Origin of the sequence: Flavobacterium sp. (genome assembly GCF_041911335.1) — a bacterium.
In the GTDB taxonomy this organism is placed as follows: domain Bacteria; phylum Bacteroidota; class Bacteroidia; order Flavobacteriales; family Flavobacteriaceae; genus Flavobacterium.
Genome location: NZ_JAYRPD010000023.1, coordinates 1 through 16,883 on the forward strand (window position 1 = coordinate 1; position 16,883 = coordinate 16,883).

Sequence of the window (16,883 nt, forward strand, 5' to 3'; positions counted from 1 at the left end):
GAAATAACTATATTTTTAATGTTTGTAATTTTTATATGCTTTTTAGAAAACACTTTTCGTATTATTATTTCGTCCTCATTAATTTCAATATTTGAAAAAAAGTTAAGTACAAAAAGAGAAGTTGAAAAAAGAAGAATAATAAAAAATGAAAGTACTAAGAAAGTTGGGAAATCAAATTTTGTTCTAGATTCTTCGATAAATCTATTAAACATATGAAATGAAAGTATTCCAAAAAGAAATACACTAAAAAAACTAAAAACTAATACTAATTTTAAGTTAGCTCTTACTTTTATAGATTTATTCATTTCTTAAATATAATTTACAGATTTTGAATGAGATATTAGTTTTTTCCTAATTTACTTGCCATTTTTTCCATTCCAAAAATCAATACAAATCCTAAAATTGCTAATACAATTGCCATTACAATTTTTGGATCACCATCAAAATTTTGAGGTAAAATACTTTTGTCAATATAAGGCACAACTTCGCCATGACTATTGATTCTGGTTTCTAAAACTTCTTTCCAAGGCCAAACTTTGTTTAACGAGCCCACCATAAATCCTACTAACAAAGTTAAAGTAGTGTTTTTATGATGTTCAAACATCCAATGTAATATTTTGGAGAATGATTTTAATCCGATTATAGCTCCAACAGCGAAAACGCCTAATTTTAGTAAAGCTGAAATTAGAATTTCTGAATTAGCAGTAGTTAAACCTTCTCTGAAAGTATTGATAGTTCCAATAACCGTTTCATAAGAACCCATCAAAAGCAAAATAAAAGCACCTGAAATTCCAGGTAAAATCATTGCGATAATGGCTATAAATCCCGATAAAAATAAATACCAATAACTATCAGGAGAACTTACTGGTCGTGCAATGGTAATGTAATACGAAACCGTAATTCCGATTAGTAAAAATAATATATCAACTAGTTTCCAGCTTGTGATTTCTTTCCAAATTAAGGTAATACTTGCAATAATTAATCCAAAAAAGAAGGACCAAACTAAGATAGGTTGGGTTTCTAGTAAATGGGTAATCACTTTAGAAAAAGTCAAAATACTAATTCCGATTCCGGTTAATAAAGCCAATAAAAAACTACCGTTTACTTGCTCCCAAGCAGCTTTTAATCCGTCTTTTTTTAGTGTTTTTAGTGCTGAAACATTAACATTATTAATGCTATCGATCAATTCTTGATAAATTCCAGAAATAAAAGCAATAGTTCCTCCAGAAACACCAGGAACAACATCGGCAGCACCCATGGCTAAACCTTTAAGTGTAATAATCAAATAATCAGGAAATAGTTTTCTCATTGCAATAAAAATTCCAAAGCATCGCTACTTTGGAATGGATTAAGGGTTGTTAATTCTCTATTTTTTAAATTTTAATATCATATTTTGTACTTCTGTTCTTTCCCAAACAACTGGGAATAATTCTTGAAACAAAGTTAGGTGTTTTGGTTCTAATTTCATTCCGTTTATTAGGTGAAGATTTCCTTTAGTAACATCGTCTATCAGAAAATACAATCCAGCCAATCGGTACTCAATTTCGTATTCATCTGGTAAAACATTACTAGCTTCTAAAAGAATTTCAATAGCAGTTTCAAATTCGCCTAAATATTGTAAAACGTCAGTCCAAAGCGTGAACGTATCTAAATTGATGTCGCCACATTCAAATGCTTTTCGGTAACCATATTCTGCTTCTTCAAAGAAATGTAACGCACTATTTACCGCCGCAAAACGTTTCCAATATAACGAATTATCACCATCAATTCCAATCGCTTTGTTAACGTAATACAAAGCTTTTTGATAGTTTTTTTGACGAATGTAAAAATCAGTAATCGCAATCCAACCTTTGTCTAACAACGGATCTTCGTGAACTGTTTTTAGGTAATAATTTAAAGCAAATTCTGTATTTTCTAAACGCTCGTAACATTTTGCTACACGAAGTAATACAAAAGAAGAAGGATCGTCTAACTCTAATGCAACGTTATAGCAATCAATTGCTTCTTGATATTTTTTTAGCTTTTCATACGATTTTGCTTTCTCCATGTACGCTCCTAAGAAGGTTTCGTCAATTAAAGTTGCATAATCGAAAGCCCAAACTGCTTTTTCGTAGTTTTTCAACGCATAATATTGGCGACCTAACTGATGCCAAGCCACTTCACTATACGGATTTTTATCAATGAATTTGTTTAGATAAACAATGGCATCTTCATTCTGATCTAAGAAATCAAAACAATAGACCACGTTGTAAAGTGCTGAGTAATCTTCAGTATCTTCATCTAAACATTTGATGAAATTTTCTTTAGCCATTTCTAAATTATCCATGAACAGATATTCCATTCCAATCATAGAATAAACGTCAGCATAATCATCAGTATATTTCAAAGCGATTTTCAGAAAAGAAATAGCCTTTTCATGTTCGTCTCTTTTTGAGTAAATATTAGCTTTTTGAATGTAGATTTCTTCGTTAGTTGGTTCAATAGCGTACAACTCGTTTAGTAACTTTTCAGCAATTTCGAGTTTGTCTTCGTAAACCAACATTTCTACCTGAACTAATTTTAATCCAGTAGATTTTGGATGTTGTTCTAAACCTAATTTAAGCGCTCTTTTAGCCAAATTCAATCGGCCAGTATCCATATAATGAAGAATAATATCTTCAAATTCTTCTGAATCAAAGAAAAAAACTTTGTTGGTTTTTAACATCGATTCAAATTTAGATAAGGACAAGCTGTTTTCTTCTTCTTCGTGACTCAAATTCATAGCGCTTCGTTTTATGATTTTATCCTTATTAAAATTAAGGAATAATATTGGGGTAGTGGTTTTGGGGGCGAATTGTTTTAAACAATTTAATTAACAATTTGCAAGGGCAAGAGCAAGGTCAAAAATCAATTTCAAATTTAATAAGTGAAACGCTCTGTGCATCTCTTATCAACATAATCAAAATCAAAAAAAACTCTGCGAATCTCTGTGTAAAACAAATTCAAGTTAATCTAAATGAAAAATAATGATAAAACTCCCAACTCCCATCTTCTAACTCCTAACTTCCTACTTCATTTCTTTTTCTATCTCATTTAATACCTCAATAATAATGCCACATCCTTTTGTAATTTCTTCATTACTAATGGTTAATGGCGGAGTAATTCGAACAGCGCAACCTTCGAAAAGGAGCCAGAATAAAATGACACCTCTTTTATGACAGCGTAAAATTACTTCATTTGTAATCTCAGGTGAGTCTGTCATCGCTGCTAACATAAGCCCTCGACCGCGAATTTCCTTGATTAATGGATGCACTAAAAGCTTCTTGAAAAGTTGTTCTTTTTCAAAAGTTTCAGCCATTAAATTGGTTTCCGTTATTTCTTGTAATGTTGCCAAACTCGCTGCCGCTATGACAGGATGTCCGCCAAAAGTGGTAATATGACCCAATTTTGGATCATGACTTAGTAAATCCATCATTTCTGCTGATGCGGTAAAAGCGCCAACAGGCATTCCGCCTCCCATTCCTTTTCCCATAACTACCACATCAGGAATAACATCGTAGTTTTGAAATCCAAAAAGTTTTCCGGTACGACCAAATCCAGGTTGGATTTCGTCTAATATCATAATAGCACCCACTTCGTTGCAACGTTGGCGTACTTTTTTAAGAAAATCGTTTTTCGGTTCAATAAAACCAGCACCACCTTGAATCGTTTCTAATAAAACTCCAGCAGTTCTAGTAGTGATTTTTTCTAAATCTGCTTCACTATTAAACGTAATAAAATCCACATCAGGGATTAATGGACGAAAAATTTGTTTGCGTTCTTCAAATCCCATCACACTCATGCTTCCCATAGTATTGCCATGATAAGCGTTGTGACATGAAATCAACTGACTTCTTCCTGTAACTCTTCGAGCTAATTTTAAAGCACCTTCAATTGCTTCCGTTCCTGAATTTACTAAATAGGTTTTCGTAAGCGGGTAGGGAAGATGTTTTGCTAACAATTTACATAATTCAGTTGCTGGATGTTGGGCATATTCGCCATACACCATGATATGTGAATAGGTGTCTAATTGTTTTTTGATGGCATCATTCACGCGTTGTGGTTGATGTCCTAATGTGTTTGCTGAAACTCCAGCAACCATATCTAAATATGCATTACCATCGGTATCATAAATATAAGAACCCTCAGCATGGGAAATTTCCATAGCTAGTGGGTGAGGTGAGGTTTGTGCTTGGTATTTAAAAAAATCTTCAATCATTTTATTGTAGAATCGTTAATGTGTTAAATTGTTTAACTGAAAATGAGTTAATTTCTTTAACCATTTAATTGATTATTTTTTTGGGGTTGTTTTCTTTTTTGATGTTGCTTTTTTCTCAGTTTTCTTTTCTTCGGCTTTTTTATTGTCGTCGTATTCCAATGTTTCTTTTTGGATTTCCATTGGTTTTTCAGCAGCAATAGCTTTCTTTTTAGCTTCGATTTGAATTTTATCGTCTAAAGCAATTTCTTCAGCTGGGAAAATATCGTCTTTACTTAAAATCCGTTCATCGCCGCGCCATAAGAAACCTCGAAGTTTTCGAGCGTTTTCAGGAAAATCGGCTTCTGGATAAATATGACTATCGGTTTTAGTAAAGAAAGTTATTGCATCGATTTTGTTTTCCTCTAATTCCAAGTTGATTCTACTACAAACCGTTTTGTTGATTCCAATAAACTCATTGGCATCGTTGTACATGTAATAAATGACTTCGGCATTCTTTATGACATCAACTTCTTTTAGTTTGCTATCCACAAATTTTCCATACAAATTTTGTCCTTTTATTTGGTTGTAACCATTTTTACTGAGACTATCTTTTTGAATTATAAAGGCGTTATTAAGTACTTTTAATGAATCTAATTTTTGTGTTTCATTATTTCCAATTAAGTGCATGATGTCACCAGTCATTTGGTTTTCATTGTTCCAAAGAATAGGTTTTCCAATCATTTTAGTCAACTGTGTTTTGTTATTGGAATGAAGCGAATCGCATTTTCCACTCATATCGCTTTTGTAAAAGCGAACATTGTTAAAAGCACGAATAACACGATCTTCTTGCGGACCTGAAACAATGATTTTTTTACCATGCATGTACATAGTGTCTTTTTCTACCAAAGTTTTTACTAAAGCTCTTTTAGTTAAAATCATAGAGTCTTTTTTGGTTTCGGCATTTCGGTACAATTCCGCATAATGACCAGTAGCAATAACTTTGTTAACGGTATCGGTAATTTTTACGTTATTAATTCCTCTTGAATAATTCTTATTTCGGTCATAATACAAGTCATCACCTTCGATAATTTTATTGTCGAGTGTTATTTTGGAATTTTTGGATAATTTACTAATGTTGTTTTTAGTATCATAAAAACCATTCTCGGTGTAAATTACGTTTCCTTTGTTGTGAATAGTTGATGGTCCAAAAACATAAGCATGCCCTGAATTTTCGTAAAAATCTAAATTATTAGTTTTGATAGTGCTTTCAGGATTGGTAACGGTTACCGCTGTTGTAAATTTGTATTTTTTTTGATCCACATAATATCTACCTGATTTACTTGTCAAAGTATTTTCTTTATTGCGAATTGTACCATAAGAATTGTAAAAAGCTTGTTGGTTTTTCTTATCGAAATAAACAGTATCTGTTGTTAAAGTTGATTCAGGCGAACGTAAAACAACATCGCCTGTTGCAAAAGCAAATTCTTTATCACCATTATATTCCGCATAACGACTGTTCATAGTGATGGTGTCACCTTGATTCATTTGAACATTTCCGAAAGCTTTTACGTAATTTTCATCTTTAAAATGATAGGCTTTGTTGCATACCATTCTTACTCCGTTGTGGATAATACGAACATTTCCAGTGAATACGATAGCACCCGGAATTTCGGTCTGATTCATGTCTACGAAATCAGAGTTTTCAATTATGATTTTTTTCTTTTCTTGTGCTGTCGAAAAAGTTATCGTTAGCAATAAAAAGGCTATGTATAAAAATTTGTTTTTCAAGTCGGATTTATTTTGAGCCAAATTTAAGTAAAAACTCGAAAAGCCATTGATAATTAAGAATAATTTATCATTTAAGAGCATAAAAAAACGCTTTCCATCGAAAGCGTTTTTAGTAATTATTTCATTATCGTTTGTTTTCTGTCTGGTCCAACCGAGATTACTTTGATTGGAACTTCCACTTCTTTTTCAATGAATTCTATATATTCTTTTAATTCTTGTGGTAATTCATCATAGGTTGTCATTCCTGTTAAATCTGCTTTCCAACCTTTCATTTCAGTGAAAATTGGCGTTACGTTTTCAGGTTCGATGTTGTATGGTAAATGTTTAATTTGTTGTCCTTTGTAGTTGTAAGCAGTACAAACTTGTAAAGCGTCAAATCCAGAAAGAACGTCGCCTTTCATCATGTATAATTGCGTTACACCATTAACTTGAACGGCATATTTTAAAGCTACTAAATCTAACCAACCACAACGACGTGCGCGTCCAGTAACAGAACCAAATTCGTTTCCTACTTTAGCCATTGTTTGTCCAGCTTCTTCGAAATCTTCTGTTGGGAAAGGTCCGCTACCTACACGTGTGGTGTATGCTTTGAAAATTCCGAAAACGTCTTTTACTTTGTTTGGAGCAATTCCTAAACCTGTACAAGCACCAGCAGCTGTTGTATTAGAAGAAGTTACAAATGGATATGTTCCAAAATCAACATCTAATAAAGAGCCTTGTGCTCCTTCTGCCAAGATTGATTTTCCTTCTTTTAACGCTTTGTTTAAATATTCTTCGCTATCAATGAAAGTTAATTTTTTCAAGTCTTCTACAGCTGTAAAAAACTCATCTTCCATTTCTTTTAGATTGTATTGTAATTCTACATCGTAGAACTTAATCATTGCTTCATGCTTATCAGCTAAAGTTCTGTATCTTTCTTTGAAATCTTCTAATTCGATATCACCAACTCTAAGTCCATTTCTTCCGGTTTTGTCCATGTAAGTTGGGCCAATTCCTTTCAAAGTAGAACCAATTTTTGCTTTTCCTTTTGATGCTTCAGAAGCGGCATCTAATAAACGGTGTGTTGGTAAAATTAAGTGTGCTTTTCTAGAAATGAATAATTTAGCAGTTACATCCATGTTGAATTTAGCTAAACCTTCAATTTCTTTTTGAAAAACTACTGGGTCGATTACCACTCCATTTCCAATGATATTAATTGCATTTTTGTGGAAAATTCCTGAAGGAATCGTTCTTAAAACGTGTTTGATTCCGTCGAATTCTAAAGTGTGTCCCGCATTTGGTCCACCTTGAAAACGTGCAATAATATCATATTTTGAGGTAAGAACGTCAACGATTTTTCCTTTTCCTTCGTCTCCCCATTGTAATCCAAGTAGTAAATCTACAGTCATTGTGTTGTTGTTTATTATTTGTAGTTAGTTGTTATTGTTTTTATGATAGAGACAAGTCATTGACTTGTCTGTACGCATTTTTTAATTTATTGAATTATCAATTATTCTTGTTTTTTTGTTCCATAGAAATAAAGCGAGTGGTTTGAGATTTCAATTCCAAACATTTCTTCCATGGTTTGTTTTATTTGTTGAATTCTTGGGTCACAAAATTCAATAACTTCACCAGAATCGGTTAAAATAATGTGATCGTGTTGTTTATCAAAATACGATTTTTCGTAATGTGCCTGGTTTTGTCCAAACTGATGACGACGAACCAAACCACATTCTAATAAAAGTTCGATTGTATTGTAAAGTGTAGCTCTACTTACGCGGTAGTTCTTGTTTTTCATTTTGATGTATAAAGATTCGATATCAAAATGTTCTTCGGTATTGTAAATTTCCTGAAGAATAGCGTAGCGTTCTGGTGTTTTACGGTGTGCTTTTTCTTCTAAAAATTTAGTAAAAACGTTCTTTACAATTTCTTGATTTTTGTTTTCCATCGTATTGATAAATGAAATATGGGCAAAGATAGTGTTATTTTTTGATATCGTTTTTAATAATTATCAAACGTTTATTGTTGAAAAAAAAGATTCCAAATTTCAGGTGTTAAATGTTCAAACATTAAATCTAGTCTGTAGGCTCCGTTTCTAATTAGAGTTTCTCCATTAGGTTTTATTAATCCAAAAGATCCGCAAATCGTAGGATGAAGAAATAAATTGTTTCTAAAAAAATGATTTTTGTCTGAAAAAAAATAATCGTTTTTAGTTCTAGGTTTGTTTTTTAAAATAATTTTGTCTTCGAAAAAAGATAAGTATATCAGATCTGATTTTTGTTCTAACTTTAATTTTATAGGACTATCGTAGTATTTGATTGAATTTATTTTTTCATTATCTATTGTATTAGAAAACAAGCCATCACAAGAATCATCTAAATAATCAAACTTAATCATAAAAATAGCCGAATTAGAATATTTTTGATTTGTAATTTTTTCAATTTCAGCTTTAACGAATTTGTAGTCAACTTTATAAGTAGAATATTTTGGAGCATTAAATTGATACACGATTCCACTATCAATAGTTTTTCTATATGCCATTGCGTTATCTAGATATTGTTCAGATATAATGTTAATGTCTTTCTCTTTAAATTCATTTCCTTCTGGGTCTAACCAATACTTTACTTTAGTGGTTTGTGCTGAAAGGCTAGTGGTTAAAAGTAGTATAAATAATAAGATTTTCTTCATACTTAATTATTATAAACCCTAGTCACTTTATCAATTCCATCTACTTTTTTGATGTTTTCGATAAGTTTTTTTAGGATGGTGTTGTTTTGAACTACTACAGCTACTTGTCCGTTGAAAATTCCGGCTTCACTACTTAAGGAAATACTCTGAATATTTACGTTCATTTGACTCGAAATTACTTTGGTTAAGTCGTTTGTAAGCCCTAAAATATCCATTCCGGTAATTTTTAAAATAGCTTTGAATTCTTCTTGTGAAGAGTCAATCCATTTGGCTGGAATAATACGATATGCATAATTGGATTGCATGCTAATGGCATTCGGACAGTCTTTTCGATGCACTTTTATTCCTTCGTTGATAGTAACAAATCCAAATACTTCATCTCCTGGTATTGGATTACAACAAGTAGAAAGTTTATAATCTAATTTATCTTGTTCGGAACCGAAAACTAGTAAGTCATATTTTTTACTAATTTCATTTTTATTAATTTGTTCGGGTTGACTTGAAGGGGATCGCTTGATAGTTTTCTTAAGGAAATTAACTAAGGTGTTGCTTTTTTGAGCTGCGAATTCTTTTAATTGTTGGTTTTCAATTGCTCCAATGCCAGTTCTATAATATAAATCTAAACTAGTTTGTAGTTTAAAGAAATTTACTAACTCGTTGGTTGTATTTTCGTTTAATGTGATTTTTAAATGGCGTAATTTTCTTGTAAGAATTTCTTTTCCTTCTTCGGCAATCTTTTTTGTGTTTTCGTTTAAAACGTTTTTAATTTTATTTTTTGCTCTCGAAGTTGTTACATAATCTAACCATTGTGAAGTTGGTTTTTGATTTGCCGATGTAATAATTTCTACTTGATCACCACTATTTAAAACATGGTTTAATGGAACTAATTTTCCGTTTACTCTTGTTCCTCTTGTTTTCACCCCAATTTCAGAGTGAATACTGAAAGCAAAATCTAGCGAAGTAGCCCCTTTTGGTAACGATTTGATTTCGCCTTTTGGAGTGAACACATAAATTTCTTTGGCATATAAATTTAGTTTGAAATCCTCTACAAAATCAACTGCATTACTTGAGGAATTTTCTAAAGCTTCTTTCAATTGGTTTAACCAAATTTCCAAACCGTGTTCTTCTGTAGCGCCATTTTTGTATTTGTAATGCGCTGCGTAGCCTTTTTCCGCAATTTCGTCCATTCGCTCACTGCGAACTTGAATTTCAACCCAACGTCCTTTTGGTCCCATTACCGTAATGTGTAAGGCTTCATAACCTGTTGATTTTGGTGAAGAAATCCAATCGCGTAATCTACTTGGAGAAGGACGATAATGATCGGTTACTACAGAATATATCTTCCAAGCAATGAATTTTTCATCGTGCGGATTTGATTTATATATGATTCGAAGCGCAAATTTGTCATAAACTTCATCAAAAGTAACTCCTTGCGCTTTCATTTTTCTACGAATAGAATAAATTGATTTTGGACGACCTTTTATAGTAAATTCAATTCCTTCTTCTTTAAGTGATTTGCTTAAAACATCAGAAATTGCTTTGATATACTCATCTTGTTCTTCTTTAGTTTCTTTGATTTTGCTTACAATGTCATTGTAAACTTCTGGTTCGGTATATTTTAATCCTAAATCTTCTAACTGGGTTTTGATGTTATATAATCCCAAACGATGGGCGAGAGGAGCATAAATGTATAAGGTTTCCGATGCAATTTTGGCTTGTTTGTAATCCACCATGCTTCCCATAGTTTGCATATTGTGCAATCTGTCAGCAATTTTGATTAGAATTACCCGAACATCATCGTTCAAAGTCAATAACATTTTGCGGAAATTTTCTGCTTGAACAGAAATCTCTTGATCGGTTTTAACTTTGGCAATTTTAGTTAAACCTTCCACCAACTGAGCAATTTTAGGATTGAACATTTTTTCAATATCCTCAACCGTAATGTCAGTATCTTCCACCACATCGTGCATCAACGCAGCCGCAATAGAAGTGGCTCCCAAACCAATATCTCTAGCTACAATTTTAGCCACAGCAATGGGATGGAAAATATAAGCTTCGCCTGATTTTCTGCGTTGGTCTTTATGAGCATCAACAGCTACATCAAATGCTTTACGGATGATTTTTTTGTCTTCATCAGTAAGGGTTTGATAACTGATGCGAAGTAATTCTTTATATTCTTGCGCAATGGCTTTGTTTTCGGCTTCTAATTCTAACTCTGTCATACATTTTCTTTAACCAACTAAAAGTAAAGTATTTTTTCTAATTGTGCAAGAGAGAAAATAGATAAAAGAATAAAGAACAAAGATTTGAAGTTGAATTTTGAAATTGCTATTGAAATTGTCTTTGTCTTTTAGCTTCAAATAGTAAAATAGCTGCTGCAACCGAAACATTCATTGAATCGATTTCGCCTTGCATTGGAATGGTAATGTTTTTGGTGCTTTCAGTTCGCCATTTTTCGGACAAACCTGTGGCTTCAGTTCCCACAACTAAAGCAGTTGGAGTAGTGTAGTTTTGCGTGTGATATTCCGTTGAATCTTGTAAAGTAGCTGAATAAATATCAATGTTATTTGCTTTTAAATACGCGATTACTTCATCCGTAGTTCCAACGGCAATTTGTCGGGTAAACAAACAACCAACGCTAGATCGAACGATATTTGGATTGTATAAATCGCTTTTTGGATTGGCGATAATTACGGCATCAATATTTGCGGCATCTGCCGTTCTTAAAATAGCGCCAACGTTTCCGGGTTTTTCTAAGGATTCACCAACTAAAATCAATGGATTTTTAGATAGTTTTAAATCGGACAAAGCTAGTGATTTGGTTTTGGCAATGGCTAAAATTCCTTCAGTTGTATCGCGATACGCTAATTTTTGATAGACTTCTTTTGAAATTTCGATTATCTCGACTCCGCTCGATTTGACAAGATTTTTTATTTCTCTTTCTGAAATGATTTCGGGTAAAAATAAAATCGTTTCTAATTCATAACCACCTTTTAACGCCAATTCAATTTCGCGTTTTCCTTCAATTAAAAAAGTGCCCGTTTGTTTACGAACTTTTGCTTTTTCTTGTAATTGAACTAACGATTTAATAAACGGATTTTGAACCGAGGTGATTTGTTTCATATTTTAAGACTCAAGTTTAGCCACTAAGGCACTAAGACGCAAATTTTTTTACAAAGATATTGTTTTGTAGCTTATTTTCAATTAATAAAAAAAGCCACAAAGTTTAAATTACTTCGTGGCTTTGAGTCTTTGTGGCAAAAGTTATTTTTTTTGTTGTTCGAATTTTCCTTTATAACGTTCGTACAATTCGGTGTGATGACTTTCTAAACTAATTTGTCTTCCATCGATGAAAGCGAATGAAATTACATTGGTTTTCATATCTAAAGCATCACCTTCAGAAATAAATAAAGTAGCGCTCTTACCTGATTCTAACGTTCCATATAGGTTGTCAATTCCTAAAATCTTAGCGGAATTACCAGTGATTAATTGTAGCGCTTGTTCTTTTGTTAATCCCCAAGCGGCACAAGTTCCTGCGTAAAAAGGAAGGTTTCTGGTTTGCATACGCTCCATATCACCTGCATTTTGTAAACCAACTAAAACACCTGCATCAACTAATAATTTAGCGTTTTTATATGGTAAATTTACGTCTTCATCTTCTAATAAAGGCAAACTATGTACGCGATTTAATAAAACAGAAACGTTATTTTCTTTTAATAAACTCGCAACTTTAAAAGCATAATAACCACCAACAATCGTCATGTTTTTGATGTTATTTTTCTTTTTAAATAAAACTGCATCAATGATTTCTTTTTCGCCATTTGCGTTTACAAATAAAGTTTTTTCACCTGTTTGTAAACCTTTCATAGCTTCGAAAGGAATGTCTTTTTTCGCATTTTTACTTCCCAAATAAGCAAAAGCATTATCAAAATATTCTTGAATCGCTTTTACTTGAGGATCGTAATTTTTATTCATTTCAATTCCTCCTGGTTCTGCCCACCAACCCGCTCTTGAGTAACTTCTTGGCCAGTTTAAGTGAATACCATCATCTTTTTTAATAGTAGCATCTTCCCAGTTCCAAGCATCTAATTGAACGATTGAAGATGTTCCTGGAATTCTTCCGCCTCTAGGTGTAATTTGCGCTAATAAAACGCCATTTGGACGTGTTGTTTCCACTAATTTTGATTCAGCATTGTAAGCAATAATACTTCTCACGTGTGGATTGAATTGTCCAATTTCACTTTCGTCATCCGAAGCTCTTACCGCATCAATTTCAACTAAACCTAATGTTGAATTTGGAGCAATGAATCCTGGATAAACATGTTTTCCAGAAGCATCAATTACAATATCGTGTTTGGCTGGTTTCATTACGGTTGCATCGCCTATATTGGCAATTTTTCCATCCATAATTGAAATTAAACTATTTTCAATTACTTGTCCGTTTCCTAAATGCGCTTTGGCACCTAAGATTAAAATCGATTTGCTTTGTTTAGGTGCTGGCGTTTGTTGAGCAAACCCAAACAAAGAAATAATACAAAGAATGAATGTTATTTTTTTCATTTATATATCTTTTTAATTTTTATTCGAAATATTAAAACTAACTAAGTATAACTCTAAACTTAATTAGAAGGATTGTCCCCTTGAGGGGACTTTAGGGGTGTTTTCAATCTTTCGATTTCTTGTTCCAATGATAGTAAAACGGAAAATAAGTTTTGTTTCACATCAATATCACTAAATCTTAAAAAATGAACACCTAATTTTTCTAACTCACCTTGTCTAAATCTGTCGTATTCGTATTTATAAAGGTGACTATCACCATCAATTTCAATAGCTAACATTAATTCATGACAATAAAAATCAACAATATAATCTAACATTGGGACTTGTCTGTGAAATTGAAAATAATATCCTTTCATTTTTATGTTTTGCCAAAGAATCACTTCGCTAAGTGTGCTGTTTTTTCTTAGTTCTCTTGCGAAATCTTTCAAGTGTGGTTTATATGGTATGATTTTGTTTTTCATGAACTTTTTACACCCCTAAAGTCCCCTCAAGGGGACAATTGTTCTATTGAATCATATTGTTTTACGTTTTCATTAGAAATTAGCTGTTTTGACTAATTATATTTATAATGAGACTCTTTGCAATATTCTCCTAAAGTATCACAGTGGTAGTGACCGTTTTCTTTTTTCTTAGGTAATTGCGTTTTCATTCCTTTGTTTTTAGCGTCTAACATGAAATTGATTAACTCAGCACGTTCTTTTTGAATCAATGCTAAAGTCTCTTTTTCTTTTTCTAAATCATAGAAAATGATTCCGTCTACTAACGTTTTTTCTGCTCTTGAGTAGATTGAAAGTGGACTGTCTGACCAAAGTACCACATCAGCATCTTTACCCACTTTAATACTTCCTACTTTATTGTCCACTTGAAGAATTTTTGCAGGATTTAAGGTTACGAAATTCCAAGCTTCTTCTTCTGTTACGTTTCCGTATTTAACCGTTTTAGCTGCTTCTTGATTCAAACGTCTTGACATTTCAGCATCATCAGAATTGATAGAAACTTTTACGCCTTCGTTCATCATAATTGCTGCATTGTATGGAATGGCATCATTAACTTCATATTTGTAAGCCCACCAATCGGCAAAGGTTGAACCAGCAACTCCGTGAGCCGACATTTTATCAGCTAATTTATATCCTTCTAAAATGTGTGTAAACGTTTGAATTTTGAATCCGTAACGCTCTGCTAATTTCATTAACATGTTGATTTCGGATTGCACATAAGAGTGACAAGTGATAAAACGCTGTTTAGCTAAGATTTGGCCAATAACTTCCATTTCGATATCAAATCTTGGCATTACTTTATTTTTACCTTTGCCTGATTTGTATACATCCCATTCATTTTTGTATTCAATAGCTCTTGTAAAATAATCTTCATAAACTTGTTCCACACCCATACGCGATTGAGGAAAACGACTTCTTTCGAAATCTCCCCAATTCGATTGTTTTACGTTTTCACCTAAAGCGAATTTGATGTATTTTGGAGCATCTTTTACTAACATTTCATCAGGTGAATAACCCCATTTTAATTTAATAAATGCCGCACGACCACCAATTGGATTTGCAGAACCATGTAATAAGTTAGCCGAAGTAACACCACCAGCTAAGTTTCTATAAATGTTGATATCTTCTGAATTTACCACATCTTCAATAGTAACTTCTGCCGATGAATTTTGACCACCTTCGTTTACTCCATTTGAAATAGCAATATGAGAGTGTTCGTCAATGATTCCAGCGGTTAAGTGTTTGCCAGTTCCATCAACTACTTTGGCTCCAGTCGTTGGTAAATTTTTACCAATTTTTGCAATTTTTCCGTTTTGGATTAAAACATCGGTTTCTTTTAAGTTTCCTTCTTTTTCACCGGTCCAAACGGTTACATTTTTGAATAAAATGGTTTCTTGTTTTGGTTTTTCAGCTGTTCCAAAAGATACATTTGGATACGTTACCGAATACATCGAAGGAATTTTTGGTTCGTTTTTCTTGTCGTCTTTCTTTTTGTCTTCTTTAACTTCAGTAACTCGTTTTGTAGCTGTCCAAGAAGTTTCGTTTCCATTTTCTAAAACTGCTTTTCCTTGCATCATATCTTTTACGAAAGTTCCCGAAAGTCTAACGAAATTCGCTTTTGTAGTATCTTGATTTTTGATAACTAAATTTACCCAAGGATCATTAAATTGAATTTTTGTTCCAAAGTTGATGCTATCTTTAACTGCTTTAGCTTCAAATTTTGAAGTTTCTCCTTCGATTTTTAATTCGAATTTGTGATTATCAAAAACTAAATCGTATGTTCCTCTGATATCAGTAGGGTTAATTTTATCAATGATGTTTCGATTTCCTTGTACCCAGTTTTCTAGAATGTTGCTTTTGTCTTCAAAAATATCACCTGAAACAATGATGAAGTTGGCTAATTTTCCTTTTGAAATGGAACCTACTTTATCAAATTGATTAACCAATTTAGCTGGAGTTTCTGTTAGAGCCAATAAGGCTTTGTCTTTCGGTAAACCGTAAGTTACAGCTTTTCTTAAGTTTGATAAAAAGGATTTCGTGTCTTTTAAATCAGCTGTTGAAAGAACAAATGGGACGTTATTTTCTGCTAAAATTTTCAAGTTGAATGGCGCTTGATTCCAAAATTTCATATCGCTTAAGCTTACTTGTTGCGCTAAATATGGGTCAGAAACATCATAAGCATCAGGAAAATTTAATGGAATAATGAAAGTAGCACCCGTTTTTTTGATTTCGTCGATACGTTCAAATTCGTTTCCACTTCCTTTGATTAGGTATTTTACTCCGAATTCATCACCTAATTTATCTGCTCTTAATGCATTTAATTTATCGCCAGCATTAAAGATTTGCAATAAAGATTTGTTGGTATTAAAAGCTTCTAAAGATAAATCTTTGTTTGTTGCATTTCCTTGTGCATACCATTTTGCATCATGAAATACTTGGCGAATTAAAGCCATACTTCCCATCATTGAAGAAGGATAACTTTGTTTGGTAAATTTACTTCTACTAAATGTGAAATGTTGGGATACCTTATCTTTCAACATTCTATCCGCATTAGTACCAAAATCGTTTAAGGTCCAAAGTAAACCAGTTCCTGCGATAACACCATCACTATGATGACTTAAAATGGTTCCAAAACCAGCTTCTCTCAAACTTCCCGCTGTTTTGGTGTCATAGCTTAAGTTTTCGTACGCATTGTATTCTGGTTTTACGTGGTCATTCCAGTAATACCCTTCACGATTGGTATCATACTGAGGTGTGAAATTTCCACTAGGTCTTGGAGTTGGTTTGTTAATTCCAAATTCGCTATACAACTCAACGAATGATGGATAAATTGTTTTTCCAGTAGCATCAATAACATTAGCTCCTTTTGGAATGCTAACATTGGTACCCACTTCTACAATTTTGTTTTCTTTAATTAACAGCGTTGCTTTTTCAATTTTTTGCGTAGCTGATACATAAATTGTGGCGTTTGTAAAAGCAGTAAAGTTTTTGAAACTTTGTTTTACGCCATCATTTTTTGGAAAATATTCTTGTGCTTGACTTGTGAATGTAAGCAAGAATACTAACAATAACGATAAGTATCTCATGTTTTTTAGGTTTAGTAAAGGCTAAAGATAAAAATTATCTTCGATTTTAATATTGTAAGAATCGTATTT

13 protein-coding genes are annotated in these 16,883 nt (G+C 32.7%); all 13 read right to left on the minus strand.

From position 1 onward, the window contains the following. On the minus strand, positions 1–305 hold a 305-nt coding region (locus ACE3PD_RS02815; protein ID WP_374399333.1), incomplete at its 3' end, for a hypothetical protein. Positions 306–340: 35 nt separating this feature from the next. Continuing rightward, positions 341–1,309: a DUF368 domain-containing protein gene (locus ACE3PD_RS02820; RefSeq protein WP_374399335.1), complete on the minus strand. Its 969-nt coding sequence runs from the start codon at positions 1,307–1,309 to the stop codon at positions 341–343. Between the two features lie 57 nt (positions 1,310–1,366). Beyond that, positions 1,367–2,761 carry a tetratricopeptide repeat protein gene (locus tag ACE3PD_RS02825; protein ID WP_374399337.1) on the minus strand — a complete coding sequence of 465 codons (1,395 nt, stop codon included), beginning with the start codon at positions 2,759–2,761 and terminating at the stop codon, positions 1,367–1,369. Positions 2,762–3,046: 285 nt separating this feature from the next. After that, positions 3,047–4,237, minus strand: coding sequence for an aspartate aminotransferase family protein (locus ACE3PD_RS02830; protein WP_374399339.1), 1,191 nt, complete (start codon positions 4,235–4,237; stop codon positions 3,047–3,049). Positions 4,238–4,309: 72 nt separating this feature from the next. Beyond that, positions 4,310–6,004 (minus strand): OstA-like protein, encoded by a 1,695-nt coding sequence (locus ACE3PD_RS02835; RefSeq protein ID WP_374399341.1) that lies wholly within the window; start codon positions 6,002–6,004, stop codon positions 4,310–4,312. A 116-nt stretch (positions 6,005–6,120) separates the two neighbouring features. Next, on the minus strand, positions 6,121–7,392 hold the full coding sequence (locus ACE3PD_RS02840) for an adenylosuccinate synthase (protein ID WP_374399343.1): 1,272 nt from the start codon (positions 7,390–7,392) through the stop codon (positions 6,121–6,123). A gap of 101 nt (positions 7,393–7,493) precedes the next feature. After that, positions 7,494–7,931, minus strand: coding sequence for a Fur family transcriptional regulator (locus ACE3PD_RS02845; RefSeq protein WP_374399345.1), 438 nt, complete (start codon positions 7,929–7,931; stop codon positions 7,494–7,496). A 71-nt stretch (positions 7,932–8,002) separates the two neighbouring features. After that, on the minus strand, positions 8,003–8,671 hold the full coding sequence (locus ACE3PD_RS02850) for a hypothetical protein (RefSeq protein WP_374399347.1): 669 nt from the start codon (positions 8,669–8,671) through the stop codon (positions 8,003–8,005). 2 nt (positions 8,672–8,673) lie between these two features. Further along, positions 8,674–10,893, minus strand: a complete 2,220-nt coding sequence (locus ACE3PD_RS02855) for a bifunctional (p)ppGpp synthetase/guanosine-3',5'-bis(diphosphate) 3'-pyrophosphohydrolase (RefSeq protein ID WP_374399349.1) — start codon at positions 10,891–10,893, stop codon at positions 8,674–8,676. 106 nt (positions 10,894–10,999) lie between these two features. Further along, complete coding sequence (locus ACE3PD_RS02860; protein ID WP_374399351.1) at positions 11,000–11,794, minus strand: TrmH family RNA methyltransferase; 795 nt, start codon at positions 11,792–11,794, stop codon at positions 11,000–11,002. Between the two features lie 141 nt (positions 11,795–11,935). Further along, positions 11,936–13,231 (minus strand): amidohydrolase, encoded by a 1,296-nt coding sequence (locus tag ACE3PD_RS02865; RefSeq protein ID WP_374399353.1) that lies wholly within the window; start codon positions 13,229–13,231, stop codon positions 11,936–11,938. A gap of 59 nt (positions 13,232–13,290) precedes the next feature. Further along, positions 13,291–13,692: an endonuclease domain-containing protein gene (locus ACE3PD_RS02870; RefSeq protein WP_374399355.1), complete on the minus strand. Its 402-nt coding sequence runs from the start codon at positions 13,690–13,692 to the stop codon at positions 13,291–13,293. A gap of 92 nt (positions 13,693–13,784) precedes the next feature. Beyond that, on the minus strand, positions 13,785–16,814 hold the full coding sequence (locus tag ACE3PD_RS02875; protein WP_374399357.1) for an amidohydrolase family protein: 3,030 nt from the start codon (positions 16,812–16,814) through the stop codon (positions 13,785–13,787). Positions 16,815–16,883: the final 69 nt, after the last annotated feature.

What these genes read in the sequence shown, in the direction of transcription:
- ACE3PD_RS02820 (WP_374399335.1), bottom strand. Translation starts at nt 1,309, where the DNA reads ATGAGAAAACTATTTCCTGATTATTTGATTATTACACTTAAAGGTTTA.
- ACE3PD_RS02825 (WP_374399337.1), bottom strand. Translation starts at nt 2,761, where the DNA reads ATGAATTTGAGTCACGAAGAAGAAGAAAACAGCTTGTCCTTATCTAAA.
- ACE3PD_RS02830 (WP_374399339.1), bottom strand. Translation starts at nt 4,237, where the DNA reads ATGATTGAAGATTTTTTTAAATACCAAGCACAAACCTCACCTCACCCA.
- ACE3PD_RS02840 (WP_374399343.1), bottom strand. Translation starts at nt 7,392, where the DNA reads ATGACTGTAGATTTACTACTTGGATTACAATGGGGAGACGAAGGAAAA.
- ACE3PD_RS02845 (WP_374399345.1), bottom strand. Translation starts at nt 7,931, where the DNA reads ATGGAAAACAAAAATCAAGAAATTGTAAAGAACGTTTTTACTAAATTT.
- ACE3PD_RS02850 (WP_374399347.1), bottom strand. Translation starts at nt 8,671, where the DNA reads ATGAAGAAAATCTTATTATTTATACTACTTTTAACCACTAGCCTTTCA.
- ACE3PD_RS02855 (WP_374399349.1), bottom strand. Translation starts at nt 10,893, where the DNA reads ATGACAGAGTTAGAATTAGAAGCCGAAAACAAAGCCATTGCGCAAGAA.
- ACE3PD_RS02860 (WP_374399351.1), bottom strand. Translation starts at nt 11,794, where the DNA reads ATGAAACAAATCACCTCGGTTCAAAATCCGTTTATTAAATCGTTAGTT.
- ACE3PD_RS02865 (WP_374399353.1), bottom strand. Translation starts at nt 13,231, where the DNA reads ATGAAAAAAATAACATTCATTCTTTGTATTATTTCTTTGTTTGGGTTT.
- ACE3PD_RS02870 (WP_374399355.1), bottom strand. Translation starts at nt 13,692, where the DNA reads ATGAAAAACAAAATCATACCATATAAACCACACTTGAAAGATTTCGCA.
- ACE3PD_RS02875 (WP_374399357.1), bottom strand. Translation starts at nt 16,814, where the DNA reads ATGAGATACTTATCGTTATTGTTAGTATTCTTGCTTACATTCACAAGT.